Below are 21,687 nucleotides of genomic sequence, written 5' to 3' on the forward strand. Positions count from 1 at the left end.
TCGCCCTCGTTGTGCGTGGTGGAGGACTTGGAGGTGTTATGCTCCCTATTATGGCAACAGCTTATGAAGGATTAAGTAAGGAACAGGTCCCGCATGCCAGCAGCGCCACTCGGATTCTACAGCAAATCGGTGGAGCTTTTGGTGCTTCGGTGCTTGCCATCATCCTGCAAAATCAATTGACCTCTACATCTGTTATTAATATTTCGATGCGGAACACGGCTTTTAATCATACATTTATGTGGACAGTCGGCTTCACTTTAATCTCACTTATTTTTATAGCCTTCTTGCCTAATAAAAAATCATAATATAGTCCACCACATCATTCCGCTATTCGGATGAACAGGAGAATCACCAAGGCAAAGACAGCACTCAGGCCCGCAAAATAATCTGCACGGCTCAAGCTAAGTTGATGGTACGCCGTTCTTCCCCTGCCGTTGCCATAACCCCGTGCATCGATGGCCAGGGTCAGCTGTTCCGCGCGCTGAATCGTAGTGAAGAACAGGGGAATTAGAATCGGAATGTAGGCAAAAACACGTTTTGGCAGCCTGAGAGCTTGGACATCGTATCCCCTGGCCTTCTGGGCCAACAGAATCCGGTCCAGCTCCTGCATGATCGTTGGAATGAAACGAATCGCAATCACAATCATTAAGGAGAATTGTTCCACAGGCACCTTCAATTTTGAGAGAGGCGCAAGCAGCTTCTCCAAGCCACGCGCCAAGGTCAAAGGCTTCGTTGTCAGCGTCAGCACAGAGGCGAGCAAGATCAGCAGAACTATGCGGACAACAAACTTCGCTCCATTCTGCAAGCCTTCCACGGTCACGTGGATGGCCCCCCATGAACAGATCACAGTGCCCTCTGTCACGAAAGCGTGATAGAAAAACGTAAACATCAGGATAAAAAGGATCGGTTTTAAGCCTCGGACGAACAACCGAAGCGGTATTTCCGACAAAATCATGAGGGCAACAACAAGGGCGGCCGCGAAGACATAACTCAGGAAGGAATCCAGCGTAAAGAAGCCCAGGATAATGACAAACAGGCTTGCGAGCTTGGTTCGCGGGTCCAACCGGTGCAGTATCGATCCTGTCTCTATATATTGTCCTAATAATATATTATTGGTCATATGTATTTCTCCGGTCGTTCCAAATGGGTAATATCCTGGTAAAAATGTCCTGCTCCCGGCAGCTTTCGACCTCAATAGTTCTGCCCGTTAGCTCTTCAAGCAGCTTCAGCAGCGATATCGGCTCCGGAAGAGGCAGTCCGGCCTTCTCCAGCAGTTCGGCCCGTTGAAGAAACAAAGTGCGGGCGTCCAGATGCTCCAAAAGCTTGCCTTCGTGGAAGAGCATCACCTCGTCCGAGTAGTCAGCCACATCGCCGATATGGTGAGAGACGAACAGAATGGTGCGTCCCTCCTGCTGCTGCCAGGTCTTGAACATGCGCAGCAGCGCAGCCCGGCTCTGAGGGTCAAGGCCGACGGTAGGTTCATCCAGGATGAGCACCTTAGGGTTCATCAGCAGCACCGAAGCGATGGCGATTCGTCTTCGCTGTCCCCCGCTTAATTGAAAAGGGGCGTACTGCAGAATCTCTTGACTTAGCCCGACCTGGGGAAGGATCTGATGGATTGCCTCTGTAATCTGACTAGGGGAATAACCCCGAATCTTGGGGGCAAAAGCAAGCTCTTTATACACCGTCGTTTCAAAGATTTGATGCTCCGGAAACTGAAATACGAAACCGATATCCGGATTCACTTGAATGAATCCTTTACGGTCAGTCGGCACAGGCTGCTCATTAATCCTAATTTCCCCTTGAATATCTGGTATCAGCCCTTTCAACACTTTCACAAATGTGGATTTGCCAGCCCCGGTCTGTCCAATGATCGAGATCCACCGGTTATCATGGATGGTGCAGCTGATATCCTTCAGAACACTCTTGCCTGCGAGGTTCACACTCACATGGTTTAGCTCGAGGACCATTGGGAACGAATCATCTCCTTCCAATTGGCCATCAATGATGACTTGAGACCAAGCTTCTTATGCAGTCTTACGGCAAAAGGGGCTTCTAATTGATAATCCTCCAGAGATACGTTTTCAAAAAAATGGAGCGGGTCCCCATCGAACTCAATTCGTCCGTCCTGAATAAGAAGTACGCGCTGCACATGCAGTACCTCCTCCATGTGATGGGTAATGTGAATCACCGTCATACCCTGACGGTGGAGCTCATGCATCATGGACATGATTTCTTCGCGCCCCTGAGGATCAAGCATGGACGTGGCTTCATCAAAAATAATGCATTCCGGCCGCATCGCCAAGATCGAGGCAATCGCAACTCGCTGCTTTTGACCGCCGGACAGCTCATGGGGCAACGCATGCATATATTCTTCCATGTGAACCGCCCGCAGAACATGCTGCAAACGGGCTGCCATCTCCTCTCTAGGCACCCGGATATTCTCCATGCCAAACAGCACCTCATCCATCACAGTGGTGGTGATGAACTGGTCCTCCGGGTTCTGGAATATCAAGCCGATCCTCTTATAGATTTCTGCAAGATCCGCAGGTTTTGAGGTGTCCAAATGCTTAAACCGCACATGGCCTTCCTTCGGTAGAATCAGACCATTCATCAGCCGCGCCAGCGTGGACTTCCCACAACCGTTAGGACCAATAATGGCAACAAATTCACCCGGCTGAATAGTAAAGCTCATGTTGTCGATAAGGGGATGCCCTTTTTTATAATAATAATGGACCTGGTTGAATGTTAACATTGATTAACGCTCCTCTAACGCTTCCAAGCCGAGAAGAACGACTCCGCGCCGTCTTCCGAGAAGACAGGACTCGGCTTCTGCCACAGGGTGATCTTGCGCCCATTCACCCCGAATACTTCACCTGTCAGCTCCGGGTCCGGCTGATCCAGCAGATCGCCAACGAACCGGGCAACATCCTCGGCGCTCCCCACCTTCCAGAACTCGGGAAACGGCTCTTGGCGTCTGGCGTATTTATCGGCAAGATGCTCAATCACAGGCCTGGTCATATCCGTTAAAGCTGCCGGTGCTATGCCGTTCACCCTTATGAGGCTGCCCCGCAGCTCGGCAGCCAGTGTCCAGACCATGCCAAGGAGACCCGCCTTCGCAGCACTGTAATTCAACTGACCTGCGGAACCGCTAAGTCCGGCTGTCGAGGTCATTAGGAGGATATCGCCGCCCCCCTCCGTCATGTAGGGCAGAACCCGTTGAACACAGTAAAACGCGCCGTTTAAATGCACATCTAGGACGGAGTGCCAATCTTCATCGGTCATCTCCACACATTTCCGGTCACGCAAATTACCGGCATTGTGGATCAGCACATCAATAGAACCATACTTGGCTGTACCATATTCCACCATTCGGGTAACCTCCGAGGGGTCCGCGATATTAGCGCAGATACCCACCGCTATGCCACCCGCTTGACGGATTTCATGTACAAGGCTGTCGATTAACTCCGGCTTGGTGCCGTTAACGATCAGCCGGTAACCTTTTCGTGCGAGTTCAAGAGCGATACTGCGCCCTATTCCCCGGGTGGCCCCGGTGATCAAAGCTGATCTAGCCATGTTACTCCCTCTTTCACCGTAAGAGTTCCCGTCGCAATCCGCTCGCCATCCTCTGTCGTCACTGTAACCAGGACGCTCCCGCCTTGCTCTTCATACACAAAATCGACAGCTGTATCAACGGGTAACGGCGCCTGAAATCTCATGCCGCAGCTCTGAATCCATTTTCCCTTATGCTCCTTGGCGTAAATGGACTGGGCCAATCCCATGATATACATCCCATGGGCAATAGGCCGCTTGTAGCCCGCTCTCTGCGCGGCCTCGTCATCCAGATGAATGTCCGCCATATCCTTGGAGGCGGCCGCATACCTTCGAATATCTTCTGCCGTGATTTGTTTTCTCATATCTTCTCACCCGCCTGAAATTAATACCGTTTCCGCTGTAACGATAAGGCTGCCGGAACACGAACAGACCAGAGTATGAGTATACAAAGTCAGCTCCCCTTGTCTGCCTCTTTTTGTCTCCACCTTGGTCAGGATCAGCTCACAATCCAAGGTCATGCCTGACACGATCGGTGCCTGATACTCGAAACGCTGCGATCCATGAATCCAAGTCCTCTCAGTGTCGATCCATGGAGCATCATCAATCTTCCAGAAAATAACGGGCATGGTGGGCGGAGCAGTCAGAACACCGCCTTGGGTGCGTAAAGGCGCGTCAATGCTGTTTGCGAATTGGGTTATTAACGAATCCGTGACATGTACACGGAATTTCACTATCTTCATTCAGCAGCCTCCACAAGGGTGGCCAGGCCCATGCCACCGCCTATGCCGAGGGCAGCAAGCCCAATACGGTATGGCTGCTGCAGCATTTCGGAGTAGAGGCGCGTCATTAAGACAGCGCCCGATGCGCCGTAGGGATGCCCGAGCGCCAGTGCCCCGCCCCCGCGGTTCACCTTATCCACCGGAATCCGGAGCTCTCTTAATGAGGCGAGCACTTGGGCGGCAAAAGCTTCATTGAACTCTACGACATCCAAATCGTCCACCGAAAGCTGCTGACGGCGAAGCAACCGCTGAACCGCTGGAACCGGGCCAATCCCCAAGTACTCTGGGTCGACTCCCGCTGCCTGGGCATCGACTACACGAAGGACCGGCCGAAGCTTAAGCTCCTGGCATTTCCGTCTGGACATGATGAGCACGATCGCCGCTCCGTCATTGAGTGGACAAGCATTCCCGGCAGTTACCGTGCCCTCCTCCATGAAAATCGGCCGAAGCTGGTGCAGCTTCTCCAGGCTCGTATCTGTCCGCGGACACTCATCTTCGTGCACCCACTTTCCATTCGCCTGAAGAGGCACAATCTCCTGTTCGAAACGCCCTGATTGCTGGGAATGAACGGCCTTCTGATGGCTCTCAAGGGTGTAGAGGTCCTGATCCTCACGGGAAACCGCAAATTTACGGGCCACATTCTCGGCCGCAATTCCCATGTCAGGGTCCCCATAGGATGCGGGCGTGAAATGGGCTCGTGTGTACAGCTGCGGCGTACCGGCCAAGCTCTGCGGCTTGTACATCTTCCAAGGTGCACGGCTTGTGCTCTCAACGCCTCCCGCCAGGTACACCTCGCCGGCCCCGCTCTGGATGAGCCGGGCCGCGATATTAATGGCCTCCAGGCCGGAGCCGCACTGCCGGTCAACCGTCACCCCCGGCACCGTTACGGGAAGCCCGGCTTCCAGTGCCGCCACCCGGGCGATATTGCCGCCAGGACCCACGACATTGCCGATGATAACATCATCAATCATGTCCAGCGGCAGCTGGGTTTCTGCGGCAATGTGCCGGATTAGCGGTGCCAGCAATCCTTCCGGTTCGAGCGTGCTTAAGTGCCCACCCAATCTGCCGATAGGTGTTCGTTTCGCTATGACAATGACCGCTTCGGTCATAACCTCACCCTTTCACCATTTGCTTCATCACATAACGGGAGATTTTGCCGCTGCTTGTATAAGTGAACTCATCCACGGTAATGATCTGCCTTGGTGCTTTATACGCGGCCAGATAACGGCGGCAGTAGCTTTTTATTTCTTCAAGGCTGAGACGTCCCTCTCCTCTCCACTTGACGAGCGCGGTAATTTTCTCCCCCCAGTAGTCATCCGGTACACCTAACACCATTACCTCCTGGATATCAGGCAGCTGTTGGAGAACGGCTTCCACTTCCTCGGGAAATACATTCAGTCCCCCGGTGATCATTCGATTTTTGGAACGGCCGGCCAGATGCAAATAACCATCCTCGTCCAAAGACGCATAGTCGCCCAGTTCGAGCCATCCGTCCCGGAAAACGGCGGCGGTCTCTTCAGGCCGTTGATAATATCCCAGGAACATCATCGGGCTGCGGATATACAGCTGCCCAACCACGCCTATAGGAACCTCGCTAAACTGCTCGTCCCGGATGGAGACCTCAACACCTGGAAAGGCCCTGCCCACCGCCCCTGGCTTAATATCGTCATAAACATCCATATAACTGATATAGCTCGCTTCAGATGAACCATAGTATTCATACAGCCTGGCCTCGCAAAATACCTTCTTGCAGGCTTCCTTTGAGGCTTCGGTCCATTTTCCGCCTGAGCTGATTATGGCCTGAATGTTCGTTGAACCTGATTTGGCCAGCCGCAGCATAGCTTCAATCATCGTTGGAACCACGAACAGAATCATGTCCGGAACACGCTCACACAGCCGGAGGACCTCGTCCGCCTCAAACTGCGGGACAATGTGAAAAGTTGCTCCGCTGTATAGGCTCTGCATCAATGCAAACAGGGACAGCGAGTGAACAAACGGCCCCGGCGCTGTAATGTGCTCCATTCGACTCAGCCGGAAGGCTTCTTCGGTTGCTCTAAAGCTTGAAATCCAGGAGGCATGCGAGCGCATGAACCCCTTAGGCAACCCCGTTGTGCCTGATGTAAAGCCGATAAACAGCAGTTCATTCGCAGGCTCCATTTCGGTTTCGGGGGTGAACCGGGCCAGCCAGCTGTCATACGAGCCCGTGCCTGCGTGATCAGCAGAAAAAGTGAGAACTATGCTCTCACTCTTCAGTATATTTAATCTATCCGCCAAGGAAGCTTCTGTAAAGATAATGCCCGGTTTGCACTGATGAAGTACAGCATGAACTTCTCTCGAACTCCATTTCGGGTCCAAAGGTACCGGTACACATCCGGCATAAATGGTCCCTAGGAAAACCTCTACGAATTCGACCCGGTTCGTGGATAAGATTGCAACCTTGTCCCGGTTTATCCCCGCCTGCTTCAGCCCTTGAGCGATTCTTTTGATTCGCTCGGCTAAATCTGAGTAGGTAAGATTGCCCTGGCTGTGGGACAAGGCTGCCAAGCCCGGCCTATCGGCTGCCTGGCGGAGGATATAGGAGACGACATTTAGATTCAGATCCGGATTCTCACCAGACTGTCTCATATATGTATCCATTAAGAGTTGTTCACCTTATCCTCGATAGGGCTGATCGCTTTAAGCTGCACCGCAATGACCGCTGCAATAATTGCTTTAATACAATCCCCAGGCAGAAACGCGGCTGCTTTCACCAACCCCACCCAGATCGGTGTATGTGTAATCAGGGCCATGATTGGTGCACCGATCAAGCTCACCAGCACTGCACCAAAGATAATATTGATCACTACCAGTTTCCATACTCTTAGCGCTGGCCATACCTTCTCCGTTAATGCGCCGATACAGTAAGCGGCTAACAGCCAGCTTAATAAGTATCCTACAGTAGGTCCGGCTAGGACAGAAAGCCCGCCGCGTCCTCCCGACAGAATCGGCAGTCCTAAAGCTACCAACACAATAAATAGAATGATACTGAGAGTAGCCGTCTTCCTGCCCAAAAAGCATCCGGCCAGCATAACCCCCATAGTCTGAGCGGTGATAGGCACGGGAATAAATCCTAACGGGATGGGCGGGATCATGCCTAGTACCGCTATGAATGCCGCAAATAACGCGGCAAGCACCATTTCTTTAGTTCTCAACACAAATTACCTCCGCAATAGATCATATCTATGATTTACTATTAGTGTCGACATCTAACGTAAAGTCATTATATCTTTGCGCCCTCTTATTGTAAACCCAAAATTTTAATTCAGGTTTACAATTCATTAAAATACACTCTCAGTAAACTTGACTGCAAAGAAGTTATGTATGCTGAATAGGCTTATTTTTTCCGTGAAAATGCTTGGCGTCCGGCTTCCTTCCCTCAATAAAATAGAAAAAGGCCCGCTGCTGCACGGACCTCAGACGCTCATTCATAATTCACTACTCCCTGTATAAATCATGATTTATGATCATGGCTTCCTCATACGTGCGGGCAGGTGCGGACACTCTTAAATCTCCACCTATCTTTTTGTCTTCTCCTATAGGTTCAAAGGCAATAATATTGAATTGTTCTAAGTCATTTTTCATCCACATAGCTCCGAGGCTTTCCAGAATAGGCCTTCCATTCTCCACGGTTTCATAAACGACGGCGCCATACCCATGCTGGATATCCTGGTGGAATACGATATCCAACAGATTATATTTGCTTGTATATTCGTAGGTGTCAATGATCATTTTACCGCTGAAATAAGGGTCCCTGAATAAGGGCCGATACAGAGTTCCTTTAGCTTTAACCGTAATCTGCTGAGCGGTAGCCGGTTGGCCCACCTTATATTTTACAGCGGGATACTGCATGTCAATCTCTTGGGGGAACTTATAGACGTAGCAAAAAGCAGAAACAACAACTAAAGCCATCAGCACCCATATAAGGGCGGCGTGCAGCTTTCCTTTGACGTTCTCCACAAAAAATCCCCTCCAGCGATCAGCACTTGATTCATTTTATCATGAACTCAAGTCACTGTCCGCTTTGAGGGGACTTTTGTTAAGCTAACCATCGTACTCTGAGATAGATTAAAGAACCTTCTCCAGGAAGCTGATGGTACGCTCATTCTTCGGACTGCCGAATACCTGCTCTGGCGTGCCCTCTTCCACGATATATCCACCGTCCATGAAAATAACCCGGTCTGCTACCTCACGGGCGAAGCCCATCTCGTGGGTAACGATGACCATAGTCATACCTTTGTGAGCCAGGTCATTCATAACACCAAGCACTTCACCGACCATCTCAGGATCAAGCGCCGAAGTTGGCTCGTCGAACAGCATGATATCCGGATTCATGGCGAGTGCTCTGGCAATGGCAACCCGCTGCTTCTGCCCGCCTGATAGCATGCTTGGATACGCGTCAGCCTTATCCTTCAGGCCGACCTGTTCCAGGAGCCGAAGCGCCGTGGAGCGGGCCTCCTCCGCAGACTGCTTGCCCAGTTCCATAGGTGCGAACATGATATTCTTAAGCACACTGAAATGAGGGAACAGATTGAAGTGCTGGAACACCATGCCGATATTCTCACGGACCTTGTTAATGTCGGTCTTTGGATCGTTAATATCAAAGTTATCAACGATGACAGTCCCCTCGGTGATATCCTCAAGCCGGTTCAAGCAGCGCAGGAACGTACTCTTCCCTGAGCCCGAGGGTCCGATAACACAGACCACTTCGCCTTCTTGAACCTGCATATCAATGCCCTTCAGTACCTGATTGGCTCCAAAGCTTTTCTTTAGACCTTCAACCCGGACTTTACCCATGGCGTGTCACCTTCCTTTCCAAGCGGCTCGAAATTTTGGTGAGAACCGTAATGACGATCAGATATAAGATAGCAACCTCAAGCCAGATATCGAAGGATGCGAACGTTCTGGCAATAACAATTTTACCGGATTGGGTCAGCTCCACCAGACCGATAACGGACAGAATGGACGTATCCTTAAGCGTGATCACCAGTTGGTTGATAAATGCTGGAATCATGATCCGAATCGCCTGAGGGATAATGATCTTGGTCATCGCCTTCCGGTAAGGAAGTCCCAGTGAGCGTGCTGCTTCCATCTGGCCGCGGTCAATTGACTGGATTCCTCCGCGGATAATTTCGGTCACATAAGCACCCGCATTCAGGCTGAGCGTCAGAATTACAGCAAGGAACAGCGGCATTGTGAAGCCAAATGCCTGCGGGATTCCGAAATAGATGAAGAAAGCAAGCACAATCAGCGGAATACCACGGAACAGATCCACAAATACAGTGGCAATGCCGCGAAGCCATTTGTTGCGTCCCACCTTCATAAACCCAAAGATCAGTCCCAAGATGAACGCGAAGAATAACGAGATTATAGCATACATGACCGTGTAACCCAGTCCCTTGAGCAAGGAAGGCAGCGAGCTCAGCATCAAGCCTATACGGCTTTGGTTAGCTGGTCCTGCGGCATTCTCACCGAGATATTTAGCAGTAATCTTGTCATACTCCCCGCTCGCCTTCAAGTTGGCCAAGCCGGCATTAAATTTCTGAAGCAACTCCTGGTTCTTCCCCTTACTGACCGCAAAACCGTAAGAAGCCCCTTTTTCCTTAGGAGTAACGATCTCCAGGCCGTTGTTTTGGTTCACCCCGTAAGCAAGTACCGGGAAGTCGTCAAAACAAGCAACCGAGTTTCCGGTTTTCACATCCTCATACATTTGTGCGGAATCATCGAATGGCACAATAGTGAAGCCGATCTTGGCTGAAATCGATTCCGCGAATCTGTAGCCTTCGGTTCCGGTCTTCACCGCGACCTTTTTGCCCTTCAGATCGTCATATGACTTAACTTCGTTCTGCCCTTTGCGAACAGCCATAACGACACCTGAGTCAAAATAAGGCTCAGAGAAATCGAACTTCGCCTTGCGCTCGTCCGTAATACTCATTCCGGCGATAACGCCATCCACCTGATTAGCCTCCAGAGCCTGGACGGCTGCATTGAATCCCAGCGGTTTAATGACGTATTTAAAGTTCTGATCCTTGGCAATGGCATCCATCAGGTCCATATCAATTCCGACGAATTTACCGTTTTCATCCTCAAACTCAAACGGGGCGAACGTCACGTCAGTCCCGATCTGGTATGTTTTCACCGAAGCGGGCTCCGCATGAACCGCAGTCGTCAAATAGGGCATGCCTGCCAAGCATAAGCATACCAGGGACATAATAAACATAAATGTCCTCAGTTTTCTCATAGGGTGTCCTCCTCTTGTTATAAAACAACATCTTAAGAAAGTTACCCATTCAGCATTCTTTCTTAAACAGCTGTTAATTAAATCTTTAATCTGTGATTTATGATAATGACAACAAACAAATTTGCCTTCACCCGAATTTATATATCATATTATTAAATTTATTACCAATCCAAAATTTTGAATTCCGGTTCCGCAGCACGGTGCTCCTATGTATTCCTGTTAAGCAACCATGATCAGTCCCTGGCCGGTAACGCTGAAACTAGTTCCATCCGCAGCGCTCAGCTGCTTTCCATTATTCTACCTCATTAATTCGTTCCCAAACCGCATCTTTATCCTGGACATCGTACAACAACTCAAGCAAACCCTGTCATCTCTGATGACAAGGCTTACGCTTTGCTATTAGATTAATTGCTTCAAGTATAACGAGAAGCCGGTTAGCTAGAGCTGCGAAAACAGGAAGCCATACGTGGAAACCACAAGTCCGAACCCGGAGAGGAGCCGCTCGGACAGTTCCGGTACCAGTATGAATGAGCAACTTTCCTGTTATTTATAATATAACTCTGCTTAAAAAATGCTCCAGGAAACGTTCCGCGTCCACTTCAATACATACGTCCACACTTTGTTCCTCGCCTGACCCGTCTAGCTGGACTCCCTCAATATGACCCAGCGACTCGGTATCTTGGAGCTCAACACTCAACCGCATCGGTACGGTCTTTACAAAGCTTGGATCAGTAACAGCGGCCACGGCCAGCGGGTCATGCAGCGCACAGCCCTTGATGGATGGATAGATGGACTTGTAGGCACCAATGTAGAATTCCGTCATGTCCGCCAGGAGATCGGCCAGCTTGGTTCCCTTCTCCCTCCACTTGACTACTTCCTCAAGCGGCAGCAGGGTCTTCATCGTAACATCCAGTCCCACTAAAGTGATTGGAATGCCTGAGCGGAATACTGCCTCCGCAGCGTCCGGATCTGCATATATATTAGCCTCTGCATGAGGAGTGACATTTCCACGAACCGTCACAGCCCCTCCCATAATAACCACTCTTTCCACACGGCTCACCAGTTCCGGCTCCTGCTTCAAGGCAAGCGCAAGGTTGGTAAGTGGTCCGACCATAATAAGGGTGACTTCACCCGGCTGCTTGTTCACCTGTTGAATCATAAAATTCACGGCCTGGTCCCGCTGTGCCTGGGTGTTTGGCTCCAAGGTCAGCGTATTTCCAATTCCGTCCTCCCCGTGAATATGGACAGCTTTCTTTTTAATCGGTTCCCTGGCAAAAGGCTTCCCGGCACCCGGTATAACCGGCACGGTGCTGTCTAGGTGCTCTAATACCACCAGAGTATTGCGCGTAGCTTCTTCCACACTTACATTCCCAAAACACGTGGTTATTCCCAAGAGTTGAAGCTCCGGTGAATGTACAGCATAGGCAATTGCGAGTGAATCATCAATGCCAGTGTCTACATCAAGTATAATCTTCTTCATAAGCTCTTCTCCTTGGCTTAAATGTATGTAGATAAAACACTTCAAGTATATTCTATCAGATGACAATAGGACAACCTCCATGAAGGAAGACCTCTTCCTGTCAAAGGCGGCAGCACTAACAAGCTGCTTACCCTCAATAAATCAATCCATCAAAGCCGCATTATGGGGAGCGTGTGGGCAACAGCCATCAAATTCCCCATACTCCAGGCATCATTCCCGCACAAAAACTGCCGGGAAGCTCCCGGCAGTCTGATCCTTACTGTTCAATTTCTTAAGTCCGTATCCCAAGGCAGGATTAGCCACGGTCCATTCGGATCCGAGAACTGATTTCGAATAAGCCATTGATGCTCCTCAGTTCTTTCCTGATCCAGCTCCCCGGCCCAAAGCTGACGTCCAACCATGTAGGCTGTGCCAAATTCCTGCCAGCTCGCGTAGGATTGCTGGGCCAGCTCAGCATTCTTCATCAGATACGACCATGCCTTATCATGTTCAATATAATTAAGCTGCAAGCAAGTGTAACACACATATGAAGCCCTGCCCAAATCCCAAGCATGAATACCGGATCGCGGCAAGCAATCATAATAGCGCTGGATGATTAATAATTCATTTTTACTTTCTTGCTCAGTAAATGTGGAAATATACTGCTCCTGTTTATCTGGACTCATGATGGACAGCCTATCCCGGTGCAAGTTAAAAAATCTTGTATTATGGCCGCCCTCATATAAGATATTCAGCGTAGACCAGGCCGACTCTTTATCATTAATATCCCAATAATCATAGAGTCTATCTGCAGCCGATGCAGTTTCTTCCTCGTCCATAATGAAATAATAGTTATTATTAAAGCTATAGCCATTCAAGCTTAACAAGGTCTCGCCAATGGCAAGAGCCCACTTCTGTCCTATGCTAAGTTGATGTATCATTTGAAATCACCACCCCTGGTAATTCTTCACGCAGTTGAGGATCATCTAACACATCGGGAAAGTCCAGGTTTATGGCCTCTGGCTTTGGATCTTTGTATAAAGATGACCCCAGTCTTTTAAGCAAATTTTTACTTCGGCTTACTTGTCGTTCCACATATTCAAGGCGAGACTTGTACTGTGGATGGGTGGGATGGCTATCCATTAGCTCACGGGATAAAGTCAGAGCCTTCTCATACTCCCCCAGACTGCATAGCGTGAGACTGTAGTAGCTGCTCGTGTCTCCACGCAGTCCCTCCCCATAAGCATACGCCAGGAATTCCGATGCCTTCCTGTAGCCGCCCAAATAGTAGAAACAGATACCGGCATAATAGCCTACATAACGCTCATCGAGTACTTTATTAAACACTTCCAAGTACATTTTCACCGCTCTGAGCAGCCTGTTCCAATCTTGCAGCTCAGCAAAAACCCGCAGGATATGCAGATACGCCCATTTGTTCTTCTGGTCCAGCTTAAGGACCTCATTCAATGGATCAAGCGCATCCTGGAATCTGCGTGCAGCCAATAAAGCGGCGGCATACAGCTTGTAATAGATGGCATTTTGCTTTGTCTCCGAATCCATGCGGTTGATCATTTCAGCAAAGTAATCAGCTGCCTCTGTCCATCTTTGAAGATTCATACAGTTTAGACCTTGGATCATATAAATATATGGATCGTCTTCATCGTTAACTAATTCTAAAAACTTGCTGCCATTCTGAAAGCTTTGTTCATATTGATTCAAACCATAGTGAGCAAAGCACTTATTGTAAAAAACGTAAGGGCGCTCAGTGGATTCACATGCAATATCAAGTACTAGAATCGCTTCCTTTAACCTGCCTAATCTCCGAAGAGAGTATCCATAATATTCATAATAAATGTAATAGCAGCTTTCCCAGGTATCGAGATTAGCGTGGCAGAAATGATGCACACTCTCTTCATAACAATCCAAATAATAATAACAGCTCCCAAGCGCTGCATGTATCTGCAGGCTTTCTTCGAGCTCAAGAAAGAGCTTGTAATAGTGTATGGCTTCTTTATACTTCTTTAATTTATAATAAACGTCTGCAATCCGGTTTAGAGCATCTAAATGATCCGGCTCCAGCTGAACCACTTGGTGATATCGCTGCTCGGCCAGATGATAGTCATCCTGCATAAACGCGTTGGTAGCGGCGTGATACCAGACTTCTGCAGCTAATCCCCCGTCGTCAACACATTCCTGTTCAACCACCGTCTTGAAATAAGGAGCCGCTTGATCATACTGCTCATGCTGGTGAAGGGCATATGCCATAAGATAGCTTTGCCGCTGGGTAAGCTGTGATATCTCTTCCAGATGCTGCAATACCGAGACAAGCTCCATATGTCTGCCCTTGTCCGCAAATAATTCAGCTAATTCATGCAAGGCTTTGATTTGGATTGCACTATCCGGATGCTGTGCCTCCAACTGCAATTGTTGTTCAATTCTTCTCTCAAGCACAATCAAACGGATATCGGCATCAAGATCCCAAGGACACTCCGCAAGGATACGCAAATAAATTTGCTTGGCCTCCTCATACCGATCAAGCTGCTCAAAGCACTGGGCTTGGCCTCTAAAGGCGTGGATATCCCCAGGAAGGTAGGTGAGAACGAACTCAAATGCAGCTAATGCCTCTTCAACGTAACCCAGCTGAAGAAGGGCCTGAGCTTTATGAATCTCTGTATTTAAATCCGGCGGCCCTGTAATTGGATCCGGGTCCGTCTGCTGATAAGCCTGTAGGGCAGCCTCATAATTACCGAGACGCATCCAGTACTCCCCGCTCAAGCGATTGGCATCCGGATCGTTCGTTATAATCTCTCTGGCCTCGCCTATCCACCGGCCCGCTTCCTCCAAGTCACCTTCAGCTAATGCCATCTGCGCTGTAAATCTTGACTTCAAGAAGTGCTCGATATCCTGTAATGAGATATCCGAACGGACTAAAGTGTTATATTCCAGATCCCAATAAGGCTCAATCTGCTTCCGGATAAATTCGATATACTCCAATGGAAAAATCCGCTGAAGCTCAATTTCAATAGTTGCCCATGAAAAAGCTTCATTAAAGAGCCTCCATACCGGAGCGGGTGCCCATGCCCTTTCTTTAAACAGTCCCAGCACTTCAACTTGAAGCAGCTGGCGGGTTTCTATACCTTCATAAGTATTATCCTGCAGCAGGATGGACCACTGATCCAGATCCACCCTGGTTTTAATATCATCATAAAGGTGGGCGACACATGCCAGAAATTGGTTGGCCAGCACTCTTGGCATATGCCATGGAGGAGTTATAACCTGTGACTCGAGATCCTCAGGAGCCTCTTCAATAGCCCCCTCCTCATCCTCCTCATAATCCGGGTAAACGATCGGAAAGGGCTCTACCTCGGATTGGGCAAGATCCTCTGGTTCTTCCATCTCGTCTAACTCCCACATTATTACGGGCTCAGCTTGAACTGTTCCACGAATGAGGAACTGTTTAGCTTCGTGGATAGCTTGTTCATAAGCCTGACGGAGGTTCTGAAAGCCCTCGGGATCGTCTTCAGGGTGGTAGATTTTCAGCTTGGCCGCGTAAGCCCGTTTTATTGCTGCAAGGTCATCCGTTGGCTCTATTCCAAGCAGGCTCCAAATCCACATCAGAATTCAGACATCCTCTCTAGTTCCTCTAACATTTTTTTAAATTCAGCTGCGGCAAGCCGAACTTCTTTCACGTCCTGTCTCTCAAGCACCTGTTCGAATTGGTTCAGCAAATAAGCAACCCTATGCCTTGTCTCTCCCAGGCTCTCCTCATAAATCCGTTCACCACGCGCAAGCAGCAGCTTGTTCTCCATCCGGTCGCGTGGGTGTATTTTGATATCAGACAATTCTAAGAAACGCTGCTCAATTTGCTCTGCTGTATATTGACCAGGATTCTCCTCAATCACAATACGGGATATTTCCCCTGTGCTGACAGCCGTAACCTCAACCTCTAAAATGCCATTTATATCGTATGTAAACCGAACATCAATAGCCTCTTGACCTTTTGGAGCTGGTGGGACGCTGTGCTTAAGTCCGCCAAGTAGAATATTGTTCTTCGTCAGCCGGCTTTCCCCTTGGTAGACCTCGACATGGATTACACGCTGCAGATCATAAAGTGTCCAGAAGCGTTCTACTTTACTGACAGGGACTACGGTATTCCGTTCGATAATCGGCGAGAAATGTCCTGATTCGTACTGGCCATCCTTGATCTCTATGGAACTGCTTATACCCAGCGTATAAGGACATACATCGGTCAATACAATATCATGCAGCGTTTGGTTTCTTGCTTTCATTCCGGCCTGAATGGCTGCTCCAATCGCCACTGTCTCATCCGGATCAATATGGGCGGATGGCAGTCTCCCAAATAACCGTGCAACAAATGAACTGATGACAGGCATCCGGGTAGCGCCGCCAATCAATAGAATCGCATCCAATTCCGAAGGACGGACCGCCGCATCCCTGATGGCTCTTTCTACCGGTTGGCGCAGCTTCGTCAGCAACGGCTTAACCATTGATTCGTATCGTTCTGGAGTAATGCGAACAGGCTTTAGCGTCTCATTAGCATGAATATTCAGATCCACAGTCCTTCCCTTGGAAAGCTCTCGCTTGCCGCTTTCAGCCTGTTTGCGAATTGCGGCCATGAGCTTATTATCCTCTTTATCTACAGCACCGGCTTTCTGGACAGCCATAAACTCTTGAATCAGCAAATCTGTGAAATCTTCGCCCCCGAGGTAATTGTCACCAGCCACAGCTTGAACCTCAAGCAAGTCCTCGAATTTCTCAAGGATGGATACGTCAAAGGTTCCCCCTCCTAAATCGAATACAAGAAAGCGGGTATTAGGCTGCTCTAAATGTAGTCCGTATGCGACCGCAGCGGCGGTTGGTTCATTGATCAGTCTCTCTACCTTCAAACCGGCAAGCTGTCCTGCCCGCTTGGTTGCCTTGCGCTGGGCATCATTGAAATAGGCCGGAACACTAATGACAGCCTCTGTCACTGATGAGCCGAGATAGGCTTCGGCATCCTCTTTCAGAGAGCGCAGCACAAAGGAGGACAAGTCTTCAGGGCTGAACCGATATTCACCAAGCTGAATCATTTTGTTGGTGCCCATGTATCTTTTAAATAGTGAAGCTGTCAAATGCGGATGAGTAATCATCCGCTGCTTCGCAACCTCTCCCACAATAATCTGGCCATCCTCATCTATACTGATGATCGAAGGAGTCAAGTTCCTTCCAAGCGCGTTAGGTATAATTTTGGCCCCATCACTGGTATAGCAGGCAACCACACTGTTAGTTGTTCCTAGATCAATCCCAATCATCGTCAATGTATGAACCTCCCGATAAGTATGCGTGCACCCGTGATCCAGCCGGATGTTTGATTGGCTTGGATTCAGCTGAATAGTTTGGTTTTAATTCCATATTTAGTATGCATACCTATAGATATCGGACAATCCAGCCTAGTTCTAAAGATCTATATCGCTTTCAACGCTTATGGATTTTAAAGTAATTAATTACTCTGGAACATGTAGAATTATCAAACCTTTCCACTCTCTTAACTATCTCCACGATGTTCCTGTAAAGATTAAGGTAAAAGTTATTTTTCGTTCGATCGCAGGAAAGCCTAGTCAGTTATATTGATCATAGATATTTACTAGAAAAGCAATTTGAATTCCATCACTGGAGATTTTCGTAACGAATGGGGTGTATAGATGAAGTCTTTTTCAAAAAACAAAGTACAGACCAAGTATGGAACCCTGGAATATTCCTTGTCTGGGGCGGGGTCACCTACAGTGGTTCTAATTAATGGAGGCAGCGGACCTATCGAGGGTTGGCTTCGGATCTACCACGATATTGCGGAGATGACCCGGGTTGTCGCATATAACCGGTTAGGAGTTGGGGGCAGCGACAAGCCAACGGCTCCCCAGCATGGGCGGGCGGTTGTGAGCACTCTAAAGGAGCTGTTACAAGAACTTCACATTGCTCCCCCCTTTATCCTGGTGGGACATTCCCTTGGCGGCTTGTATGCGAACCTGTTCGCCCGGCTGTATCCCGGTCAGACCGCTGGGGTTGTACTACTGGACTCCAGCCATCCTCTGGACTTATCCATCAATACGGCACAGGGCCCGATCATCCGGGGAATTAACAAACTGCTGGGTGCTTTTGATGCTTTCCCGGCCCACCGTAAATGGAATGAAGTCCATTATGTTGAGGAAACCGCTGAACAAATTGCCAAAGCAGGGGCTTTTCCGCAGGTGCCTTTGTTCGTTGTATCAGGTGGTAAGAAACCACCGTTCATGCCGGAGAGCGCTTTTGAAATTAGAAGAATTAATCAACGGGATTTCCTTAAGCTAAGCGGACAATCCACACACCTCATTGCAGCCGGCAGTGGTCACTTCCCACAATTCTCTGAACCTGATATTGTAACTAAAGCGATTACCGAGTGTATAAAGCAGGCAAGGGCTGATCTGTCTGTATAAGATAGACCAACCCCTGTTTTTTAACTATTACGACTTCCGAGCATTTAATCTGTAAGTTCAACCAACTTGGCAAAATACCTCAGGCCGTCCGGATCAACATCCTGTCTCCCGTAGGCATCCAGGAACAGATCCTCGAGACGCTCCGTGTTGAAGTTATACCTCAGTGTCCACAGTCCCCAATAAATATCGTAGTGCCTGTCCCCAATCCCCCCGCTGCCCAGGTCAATGAAGCCCTGCAATTCAAACTGGTCCATAATAATTACATTCGGCAGGCAGTAATCCCCGTGAATTACAACACGGTCCTCTGGAATATAACCGAACTTATCGAGATCATCTGCGGATATTCCTTTATCTGTCATTTCTCCAATCAGTTCAGCCGTTCTCTCTGGAAAAGGACAGCCTGCCAGCGGCAGTTCGTGCAGCTTCCTTAAATAACCGCCCAATGCTCCGGCTAACCGATCCGGGTGCTTACGATGGATCTCTGCGGTGCAATCTTCTCCATCCAGTGCTTCTAGTAATAAGTAATCCTTATCTTTGTCGGAATCAAACGCAATGACTTGAGGGGCAAGCTTGTGGCTGTGCAAAAAATCCGTCATGATGCGCTCCCGCTCAAGCGTGCCTTTTTTACTTATTTTCAGGAACAAACGCTCGGTTCCCTCGATATACAGAGTTTGGGCTTGCTCTGAGCAGCTGCTGTCATAAAATTGGGCACCCTTCAGATACGATCTGATGCTGCTCGGAACTGTTCCGATATTTTCCCAAGAAACCAGTGTTCGATTCATAATTCTTCCTCCCAGATTACTCTCTAGTCCCTAATCCTTAATTCCAAAAGCTATCCATCTACGATCAATGTCCTCCACTACAAACTCACGATTATTGTAATCTGTAACCGTTAGCGGCCTAATAATCTTAACTCCAGATTTGACAAACTCCTCTTGTAGCTCAACTTGGTTTTTGGTTATAAAATAGGCATCATACCCATATCCGTACTGCTCTCGGTTAGGAATGACCTTTTGTCCCTGAGTTTGAGTTAATATAATCTCAGTTGCGTCACGATACAGACAGAAATGAGGCTCCGCCGCATCCAAATAGGAAACCGCTTGAAAACCCATTTTATGTTCATAAAAGCTGGCAGTAGCTGAAATATCCGCAGCCGGAAATATACAATGGGACATAACTAGCAGATCATTGTTCACTGAACATGCTCCCCTTTTTTTTAAAAAATACGAACCCTTCCCTAACATAACAGCTACAGGCGGGATATAAAAGAGATTAAACCTCTAAAATCAAATACCCCGGAGAACAAAAGCTTTGTTCTCCAGGATATTTGGGCTTGCGCATAAATTAGTTTGTAATCCCCTCTGGCTCCGTTCCATCTGCCATCTGGGGCAGTTCCTCTGGTAATGCTTCCATGATACCTGATCCCAGCCCTTCGGGCTTGCGTGAAATCAGGAACCAGTCAAACTCCGCACTGCTGCGGCCCTGCCCTAATTCTTCAACAGTGAAACAATCCTGGGCCTTGCTGCTGACAAACAAGCCGTTACAGCCCTCAGTAGGTGTTAACAGAACCCGGTAGGTAGCTTCCTCAGCATGGAAGACCATATCTGATTCCTGTTCTCCGATCCAAATCACAGCTTTCCCATTCTCAAGTCTGCCGGTCCCGTTAAGATGCACCTCGGCATAGGGAGAAAGGGGCGAAGTTACGACCTTATATCCATGACGGGTAGGGAGGTGGGTCTGAAGCGCGCTGGACGAGAGGCTTACACAACGGCCATTGGTACCAAATCCGTAGTCCTTACTGTTATGTACCCTCGAAATAATCCCGGTAATATAGTTGTCCTTCCGCTGAGCAGAATTCGTAAATCCAGCACAGTAGTACTGCGACGAGTTATTGAAGACACGCAGGCCGTTATTATTTCCTACATTATTAACATATACGGGGCCTCCATTTGTAGTGAACCCGTAGCTCTGAGCATAACCGGAAGCGGAGATGCCGGCTGCTGTTAGCGAGCCTACCGCAGATACTTGAGCAGCACTGATCACATTGGCGTTGACATTCTCCAGTACTGTACCTCCACTTACACTGAGTGTGCCGGACACTGTCAAATTTCTCGTAGTACTGCTCCCTCTGACGTCCCAAGTTCCGCCCACATATCCACTTCCATTAACGGTAACCATAGCCGGGTGGTTCGGGTCTCCTACTGTTACAGCTCCCGTCAGAACAGAAGTGCTATCCACAACCAGAGAGTTTCCGTGGATTTGACCGTCGCTTGCAATATTCCCAGCGGCCTTAAGCGTATTCGGTGTTAAGTCCGGATTGCTTACCGTCACAGTGATGGCATCATACAAGTAGATAGGCTCATAACCTCCCGCCGGACTGTCTTGCCCCGGATTAGCGGTCACTGAGGCAACAAGTACAAAGGTGGTATCGGTATGAACACCGTTTTGCAGCGTACAGGTTGTTGCTGTTCCGCTATACACTGGTTCTGTTCTACCGCTTTGGAATAGCTGAAAGAACGTGCCGCTGCTCTCCCAGGCAAACCGGATGCTGCTGCCATTCGCAAAAGACGTGGTCGGCACAGTAGGAGATCCTGCTGCGGTGGTTATGAAATTCTGCAGATAAAACTGCGGCGGACTCTTCATTAGAACAAAGGAGCTGGACTTGGGTGTAAATTGATTAGGATTATTGGTTGTCCCAGACTTCTCCCGGATTAAATATTCGAAGTTCCCGGGCTGCTGATTGACCATAACTTCCAGTCCGAGAACCAAGTTATAGTCCAGATCATAATCAGAAGCCTCCCTGCACTGAAAGGAGAAGACGGCATAATTGCCTTCATCATCCAGCCCTAGCTCCCTCCCGGTTACAATCACAGTGCTATTTACTGTCCATTTGCCCGTATTGACAGATGGGCTGGGTGTCTTCTCCGACAGATCAGTCGAAGCTGCCCCTATCGGCACGGCGATATCAATCGCACTGCAATAGATGGAGCTGTTCTCCCGGAATACCCCTAGATTGATGACTGCTGCAGCTGCGGACTGAACTGTTGATGTCTGAAGCGGAGCTGGATTCGTCGAGAAGCGATACGTGAGAAGACACGCTTCATCCACCAAGAAAGGCTGATCCATTGAATTATTCAGATTATCCAT

At 48.9% G+C, this 21,687-nt stretch carries 21 protein-coding genes; 2 read left to right on the forward strand and 19 right to left on the reverse strand.

From position 1 onward, the window contains the following. Window positions 1-38 precede the first annotated feature (38 nt). Window positions 39-305: an MFS transporter gene (locus BN6628_RS26430; RefSeq protein ID WP_068618378.1), complete on the forward strand. Its 267-nt coding sequence runs from the start codon at window positions 39-41 to the stop codon at window positions 303-305. 14 nt (window positions 306-319) lie between these two features. Here the strand turns inward: BN6628_RS26430 and BN6628_RS13900 are convergent, their stop codons facing one another. The 16 genes from BN6628_RS13900 to BN6628_RS13975 form a co-directional block, all read right to left on the reverse strand. Then, the gene (locus BN6628_RS13900) at window positions 320-1,120 is read right to left on the reverse strand and encodes an energy-coupling factor transporter transmembrane component T family protein (protein WP_068618381.1); all 801 of its coding nucleotides are present in this window, start codon (window positions 1,118-1,120) and stop codon (window positions 320-322) included. Then, window positions 1,110-1,970: an ATP-binding cassette domain-containing protein gene (locus tag BN6628_RS13905; protein WP_068618383.1), complete on the reverse strand. Its 861-nt coding sequence runs from the start codon at window positions 1,968-1,970 to the stop codon at window positions 1,110-1,112. Before BN6628_RS13905 ends, BN6628_RS13900 begins: the two co-directional genes overlap by 11 nt. Then, a complete protein-coding gene (locus tag BN6628_RS13910) occupies window positions 1,955-2,755 on the reverse strand; it encodes an energy-coupling factor transporter ATPase (RefSeq protein WP_068618384.1) in 801 nt (266 codons plus the stop codon). Before BN6628_RS13910 ends, BN6628_RS13905 begins: the two co-directional genes overlap by 16 nt. Window positions 2,756-2,769: 14 nt before the next feature. Continuing rightward, window positions 2,770-3,576 (reverse strand): SDR family NAD(P)-dependent oxidoreductase, encoded by an 807-nt coding sequence (locus tag BN6628_RS13915; protein ID WP_068618387.1) that lies wholly within the window; start codon window positions 3,574-3,576, stop codon window positions 2,770-2,772. After that, window positions 3,558-3,917 (reverse strand): MaoC family dehydratase, encoded by a 360-nt coding sequence (locus BN6628_RS13920; protein ID WP_068618389.1) that lies wholly within the window; start codon window positions 3,915-3,917, stop codon window positions 3,558-3,560. Before BN6628_RS13920 ends, BN6628_RS13915 begins: the two co-directional genes overlap by 19 nt. A 6-nt stretch (window positions 3,918-3,923) precedes the next feature. Then, a complete protein-coding gene (locus tag BN6628_RS13925; RefSeq protein ID WP_068618391.1) occupies window positions 3,924-4,295 on the reverse strand; it encodes an FAS1-like dehydratase domain-containing protein in 372 nt (123 codons plus the stop codon). Further along, entirely contained in the window at window positions 4,292-5,443 is a 1,152-nt protein-coding gene (locus BN6628_RS13930; protein ID WP_068618393.1) for a thiolase family protein, read from the reverse strand. Before BN6628_RS13930 ends, BN6628_RS13925 begins: the two co-directional genes overlap by 4 nt. A 4-nt stretch (window positions 5,444-5,447) precedes the next feature. Further along, window positions 5,448-6,971, reverse strand: a complete 1,524-nt coding sequence (locus BN6628_RS13935) for a class I adenylate-forming enzyme family protein (RefSeq protein ID WP_235847645.1) — start codon at window positions 6,969-6,971, stop codon at window positions 5,448-5,450. After that, window positions 6,971-7,528: a biotin transporter BioY gene (locus tag BN6628_RS13940; protein WP_316245805.1), complete on the reverse strand. Its 558-nt coding sequence runs from the start codon at window positions 7,526-7,528 to the stop codon at window positions 6,971-6,973. The genes BN6628_RS13935 and BN6628_RS13940 overlap by 1 nt, the downstream gene beginning before the upstream one ends. Before the next feature lie 280 nt (window positions 7,529-7,808). After that, window positions 7,809-8,330 (reverse strand): hypothetical protein, encoded by a 522-nt coding sequence (locus BN6628_RS13945; protein ID WP_068618398.1) that lies wholly within the window; start codon window positions 8,328-8,330, stop codon window positions 7,809-7,811. 108 nt (window positions 8,331-8,438) lie between these two features. Further along, window positions 8,439-9,167, reverse strand: coding sequence for an amino acid ABC transporter ATP-binding protein (locus BN6628_RS13950; protein ID WP_068618400.1), 729 nt, complete (start codon window positions 9,165-9,167; stop codon window positions 8,439-8,441). Next, window positions 9,160-10,611, reverse strand: a complete 1,452-nt coding sequence (locus BN6628_RS13955; protein WP_068618402.1) for an amino acid ABC transporter substrate-binding protein/permease — start codon at window positions 10,609-10,611, stop codon at window positions 9,160-9,162. Before BN6628_RS13955 ends, BN6628_RS13950 begins: the two co-directional genes overlap by 8 nt. A 547-nt stretch (window positions 10,612-11,158) precedes the next feature. Continuing rightward, window positions 11,159-12,091, reverse strand: a complete 933-nt coding sequence (locus BN6628_RS13960) for a nucleoside hydrolase (protein WP_068618403.1) — start codon at window positions 12,089-12,091, stop codon at window positions 11,159-11,161. Between the two features lie 263 nt (window positions 12,092-12,354). Next, window positions 12,355-13,011 (reverse strand): DUF1266 domain-containing protein, encoded by a 657-nt coding sequence (locus tag BN6628_RS13965; RefSeq protein WP_068618405.1) that lies wholly within the window; start codon window positions 13,009-13,011, stop codon window positions 12,355-12,357. Beyond that, on the reverse strand, window positions 12,995-15,685 hold the full coding sequence (locus BN6628_RS13970; RefSeq protein ID WP_068618407.1) for a J domain-containing protein: 2,691 nt from the start codon (window positions 15,683-15,685) through the stop codon (window positions 12,995-12,997). The genes BN6628_RS13965 and BN6628_RS13970 overlap by 17 nt, the downstream gene beginning before the upstream one ends. Then, complete coding sequence (locus BN6628_RS13975; protein ID WP_068618409.1) at window positions 15,685-17,388, reverse strand: Hsp70 family protein; 1,704 nt, start codon at window positions 17,386-17,388, stop codon at window positions 15,685-15,687. Before BN6628_RS13975 ends, BN6628_RS13970 begins: the two co-directional genes overlap by 1 nt. A 384-nt stretch (window positions 17,389-17,772) precedes the next feature. Between BN6628_RS13975 and BN6628_RS13980 the strand changes: the two genes are divergently transcribed. Beyond that, the gene (locus tag BN6628_RS13980) at window positions 17,773-18,540 is read left to right on the forward strand and encodes an alpha/beta fold hydrolase (RefSeq protein ID WP_068618411.1); all 768 of its coding nucleotides are present in this window, start codon (window positions 17,773-17,775) and stop codon (window positions 18,538-18,540) included. 44 nt (window positions 18,541-18,584) lie between these two features. Here BN6628_RS13980 and BN6628_RS13985 read toward each other — a convergent pair whose 3' ends face one another. The 3 genes from BN6628_RS13985 to BN6628_RS13995 all read right to left on the reverse strand — a co-directional run bounded on the left by BN6628_RS13985 (window position 18,585) and on the right by BN6628_RS13995 (window position 21,687). After that, on the reverse strand, window positions 18,585-19,322 hold the full coding sequence (locus BN6628_RS13985; protein ID WP_068618413.1) for an aminoglycoside 3'-phosphotransferase: 738 nt from the start codon (window positions 19,320-19,322) through the stop codon (window positions 18,585-18,587). 30 nt (window positions 19,323-19,352) lie between these two features. Next, window positions 19,353-19,715: a VOC family protein gene (locus BN6628_RS13990; protein ID WP_068622302.1), complete on the reverse strand. Its 363-nt coding sequence runs from the start codon at window positions 19,713-19,715 to the stop codon at window positions 19,353-19,355. 169 nt (window positions 19,716-19,884) lie between these two features. Beyond that, on the reverse strand, window positions 19,885-21,687 hold the full coding sequence (locus tag BN6628_RS13995; RefSeq protein ID WP_068618416.1) for a head GIN domain-containing protein: 1,803 nt from the start codon (window positions 21,685-21,687) through the stop codon (window positions 19,885-19,887).

Source organism: Paenibacillus tuaregi (genome assembly GCF_900086655.1).
GTDB classification, from domain to species: Bacteria; Bacillota; Bacilli; order Paenibacillales; family Paenibacillaceae; genus Fontibacillus; species Fontibacillus tuaregi.

Bases quoted from the DNA above. Each gene is read 5' to 3' on its own strand.
- BN6628_RS26430 (WP_068618378.1), top strand. From the start codon at position 39: ATGCTCCCTATTATGGCAACAGCTTATGAAGGATTAAGTAAGGAACAG.
- BN6628_RS13900 (WP_068618381.1), bottom strand. From the start codon at position 1,120: ATGACCAATAATATATTATTAGGACAATATATAGAGACAGGATCGATA.
- BN6628_RS13905 (WP_068618383.1), bottom strand. From the start codon at position 1,970: ATGGTCCTCGAGCTAAACCATGTGAGTGTGAACCTCGCAGGCAAGAGT.
- BN6628_RS13910 (WP_068618384.1), bottom strand. From the start codon at position 2,755: ATGTTAACATTCAACCAGGTCCATTATTATTATAAAAAAGGGCATCCC.
- BN6628_RS13915 (WP_068618387.1), bottom strand. From the start codon at position 3,576: ATGGCTAGATCAGCTTTGATCACCGGGGCCACCCGGGGAATAGGGCGC.
- BN6628_RS13920 (WP_068618389.1), bottom strand. From the start codon at position 3,917: ATGAGAAAACAAATCACGGCAGAAGATATTCGAAGGTATGCGGCCGCC.
- BN6628_RS13925 (WP_068618391.1), bottom strand. From the start codon at position 4,295: ATGAAGATAGTGAAATTCCGTGTACATGTCACGGATTCGTTAATAACC.
- BN6628_RS13930 (WP_068618393.1), bottom strand. From the start codon at position 5,443: ATGACCGAAGCGGTCATTGTCATAGCGAAACGAACACCTATCGGCAGA.
- BN6628_RS13935 (WP_235847645.1), bottom strand. From the start codon at position 6,971: ATGGATACATATATGAGACAGTCTGGTGAGAATCCGGATCTGAATCTA.
- BN6628_RS13950 (WP_068618400.1), bottom strand. From the start codon at position 9,167: ATGGGTAAAGTCCGGGTTGAAGGTCTAAAGAAAAGCTTTGGAGCCAAT.
- BN6628_RS13955 (WP_068618402.1), bottom strand. From the start codon at position 10,611: ATGAGAAAACTGAGGACATTTATGTTTATTATGTCCCTGGTATGCTTA.
- BN6628_RS13960 (WP_068618403.1), bottom strand. From the start codon at position 12,091: ATGAAGAAGATTATACTTGATGTAGACACTGGCATTGATGATTCACTC.
- BN6628_RS13965 (WP_068618405.1), bottom strand. From the start codon at position 13,011: ATGATACATCAACTTAGCATAGGACAGAAGTGGGCTCTTGCCATTGGC.
- BN6628_RS13970 (WP_068618407.1), bottom strand. From the start codon at position 15,685: ATGTGGATTTGGAGCCTGCTTGGAATAGAGCCAACGGATGACCTTGCA.
- BN6628_RS13980 (WP_068618411.1), top strand. From the start codon at position 17,773: ATGAAGTCTTTTTCAAAAAACAAAGTACAGACCAAGTATGGAACCCTG.
- BN6628_RS13985 (WP_068618413.1), bottom strand. From the start codon at position 19,322: ATGAATCGAACACTGGTTTCTTGGGAAAATATCGGAACAGTTCCGAGC.
- BN6628_RS13990 (WP_068622302.1), bottom strand. From the start codon at position 19,715: ATGTCCCATTGTATATTTCCGGCTGCGGATATTTCAGCTACTGCCAGC.
- BN6628_RS13995 (WP_068618416.1), bottom strand. From the start codon at position 21,687: ATGGATAATCTGAATAATTCAATGGATCAGCCTTTCTTGGTGGATGAA.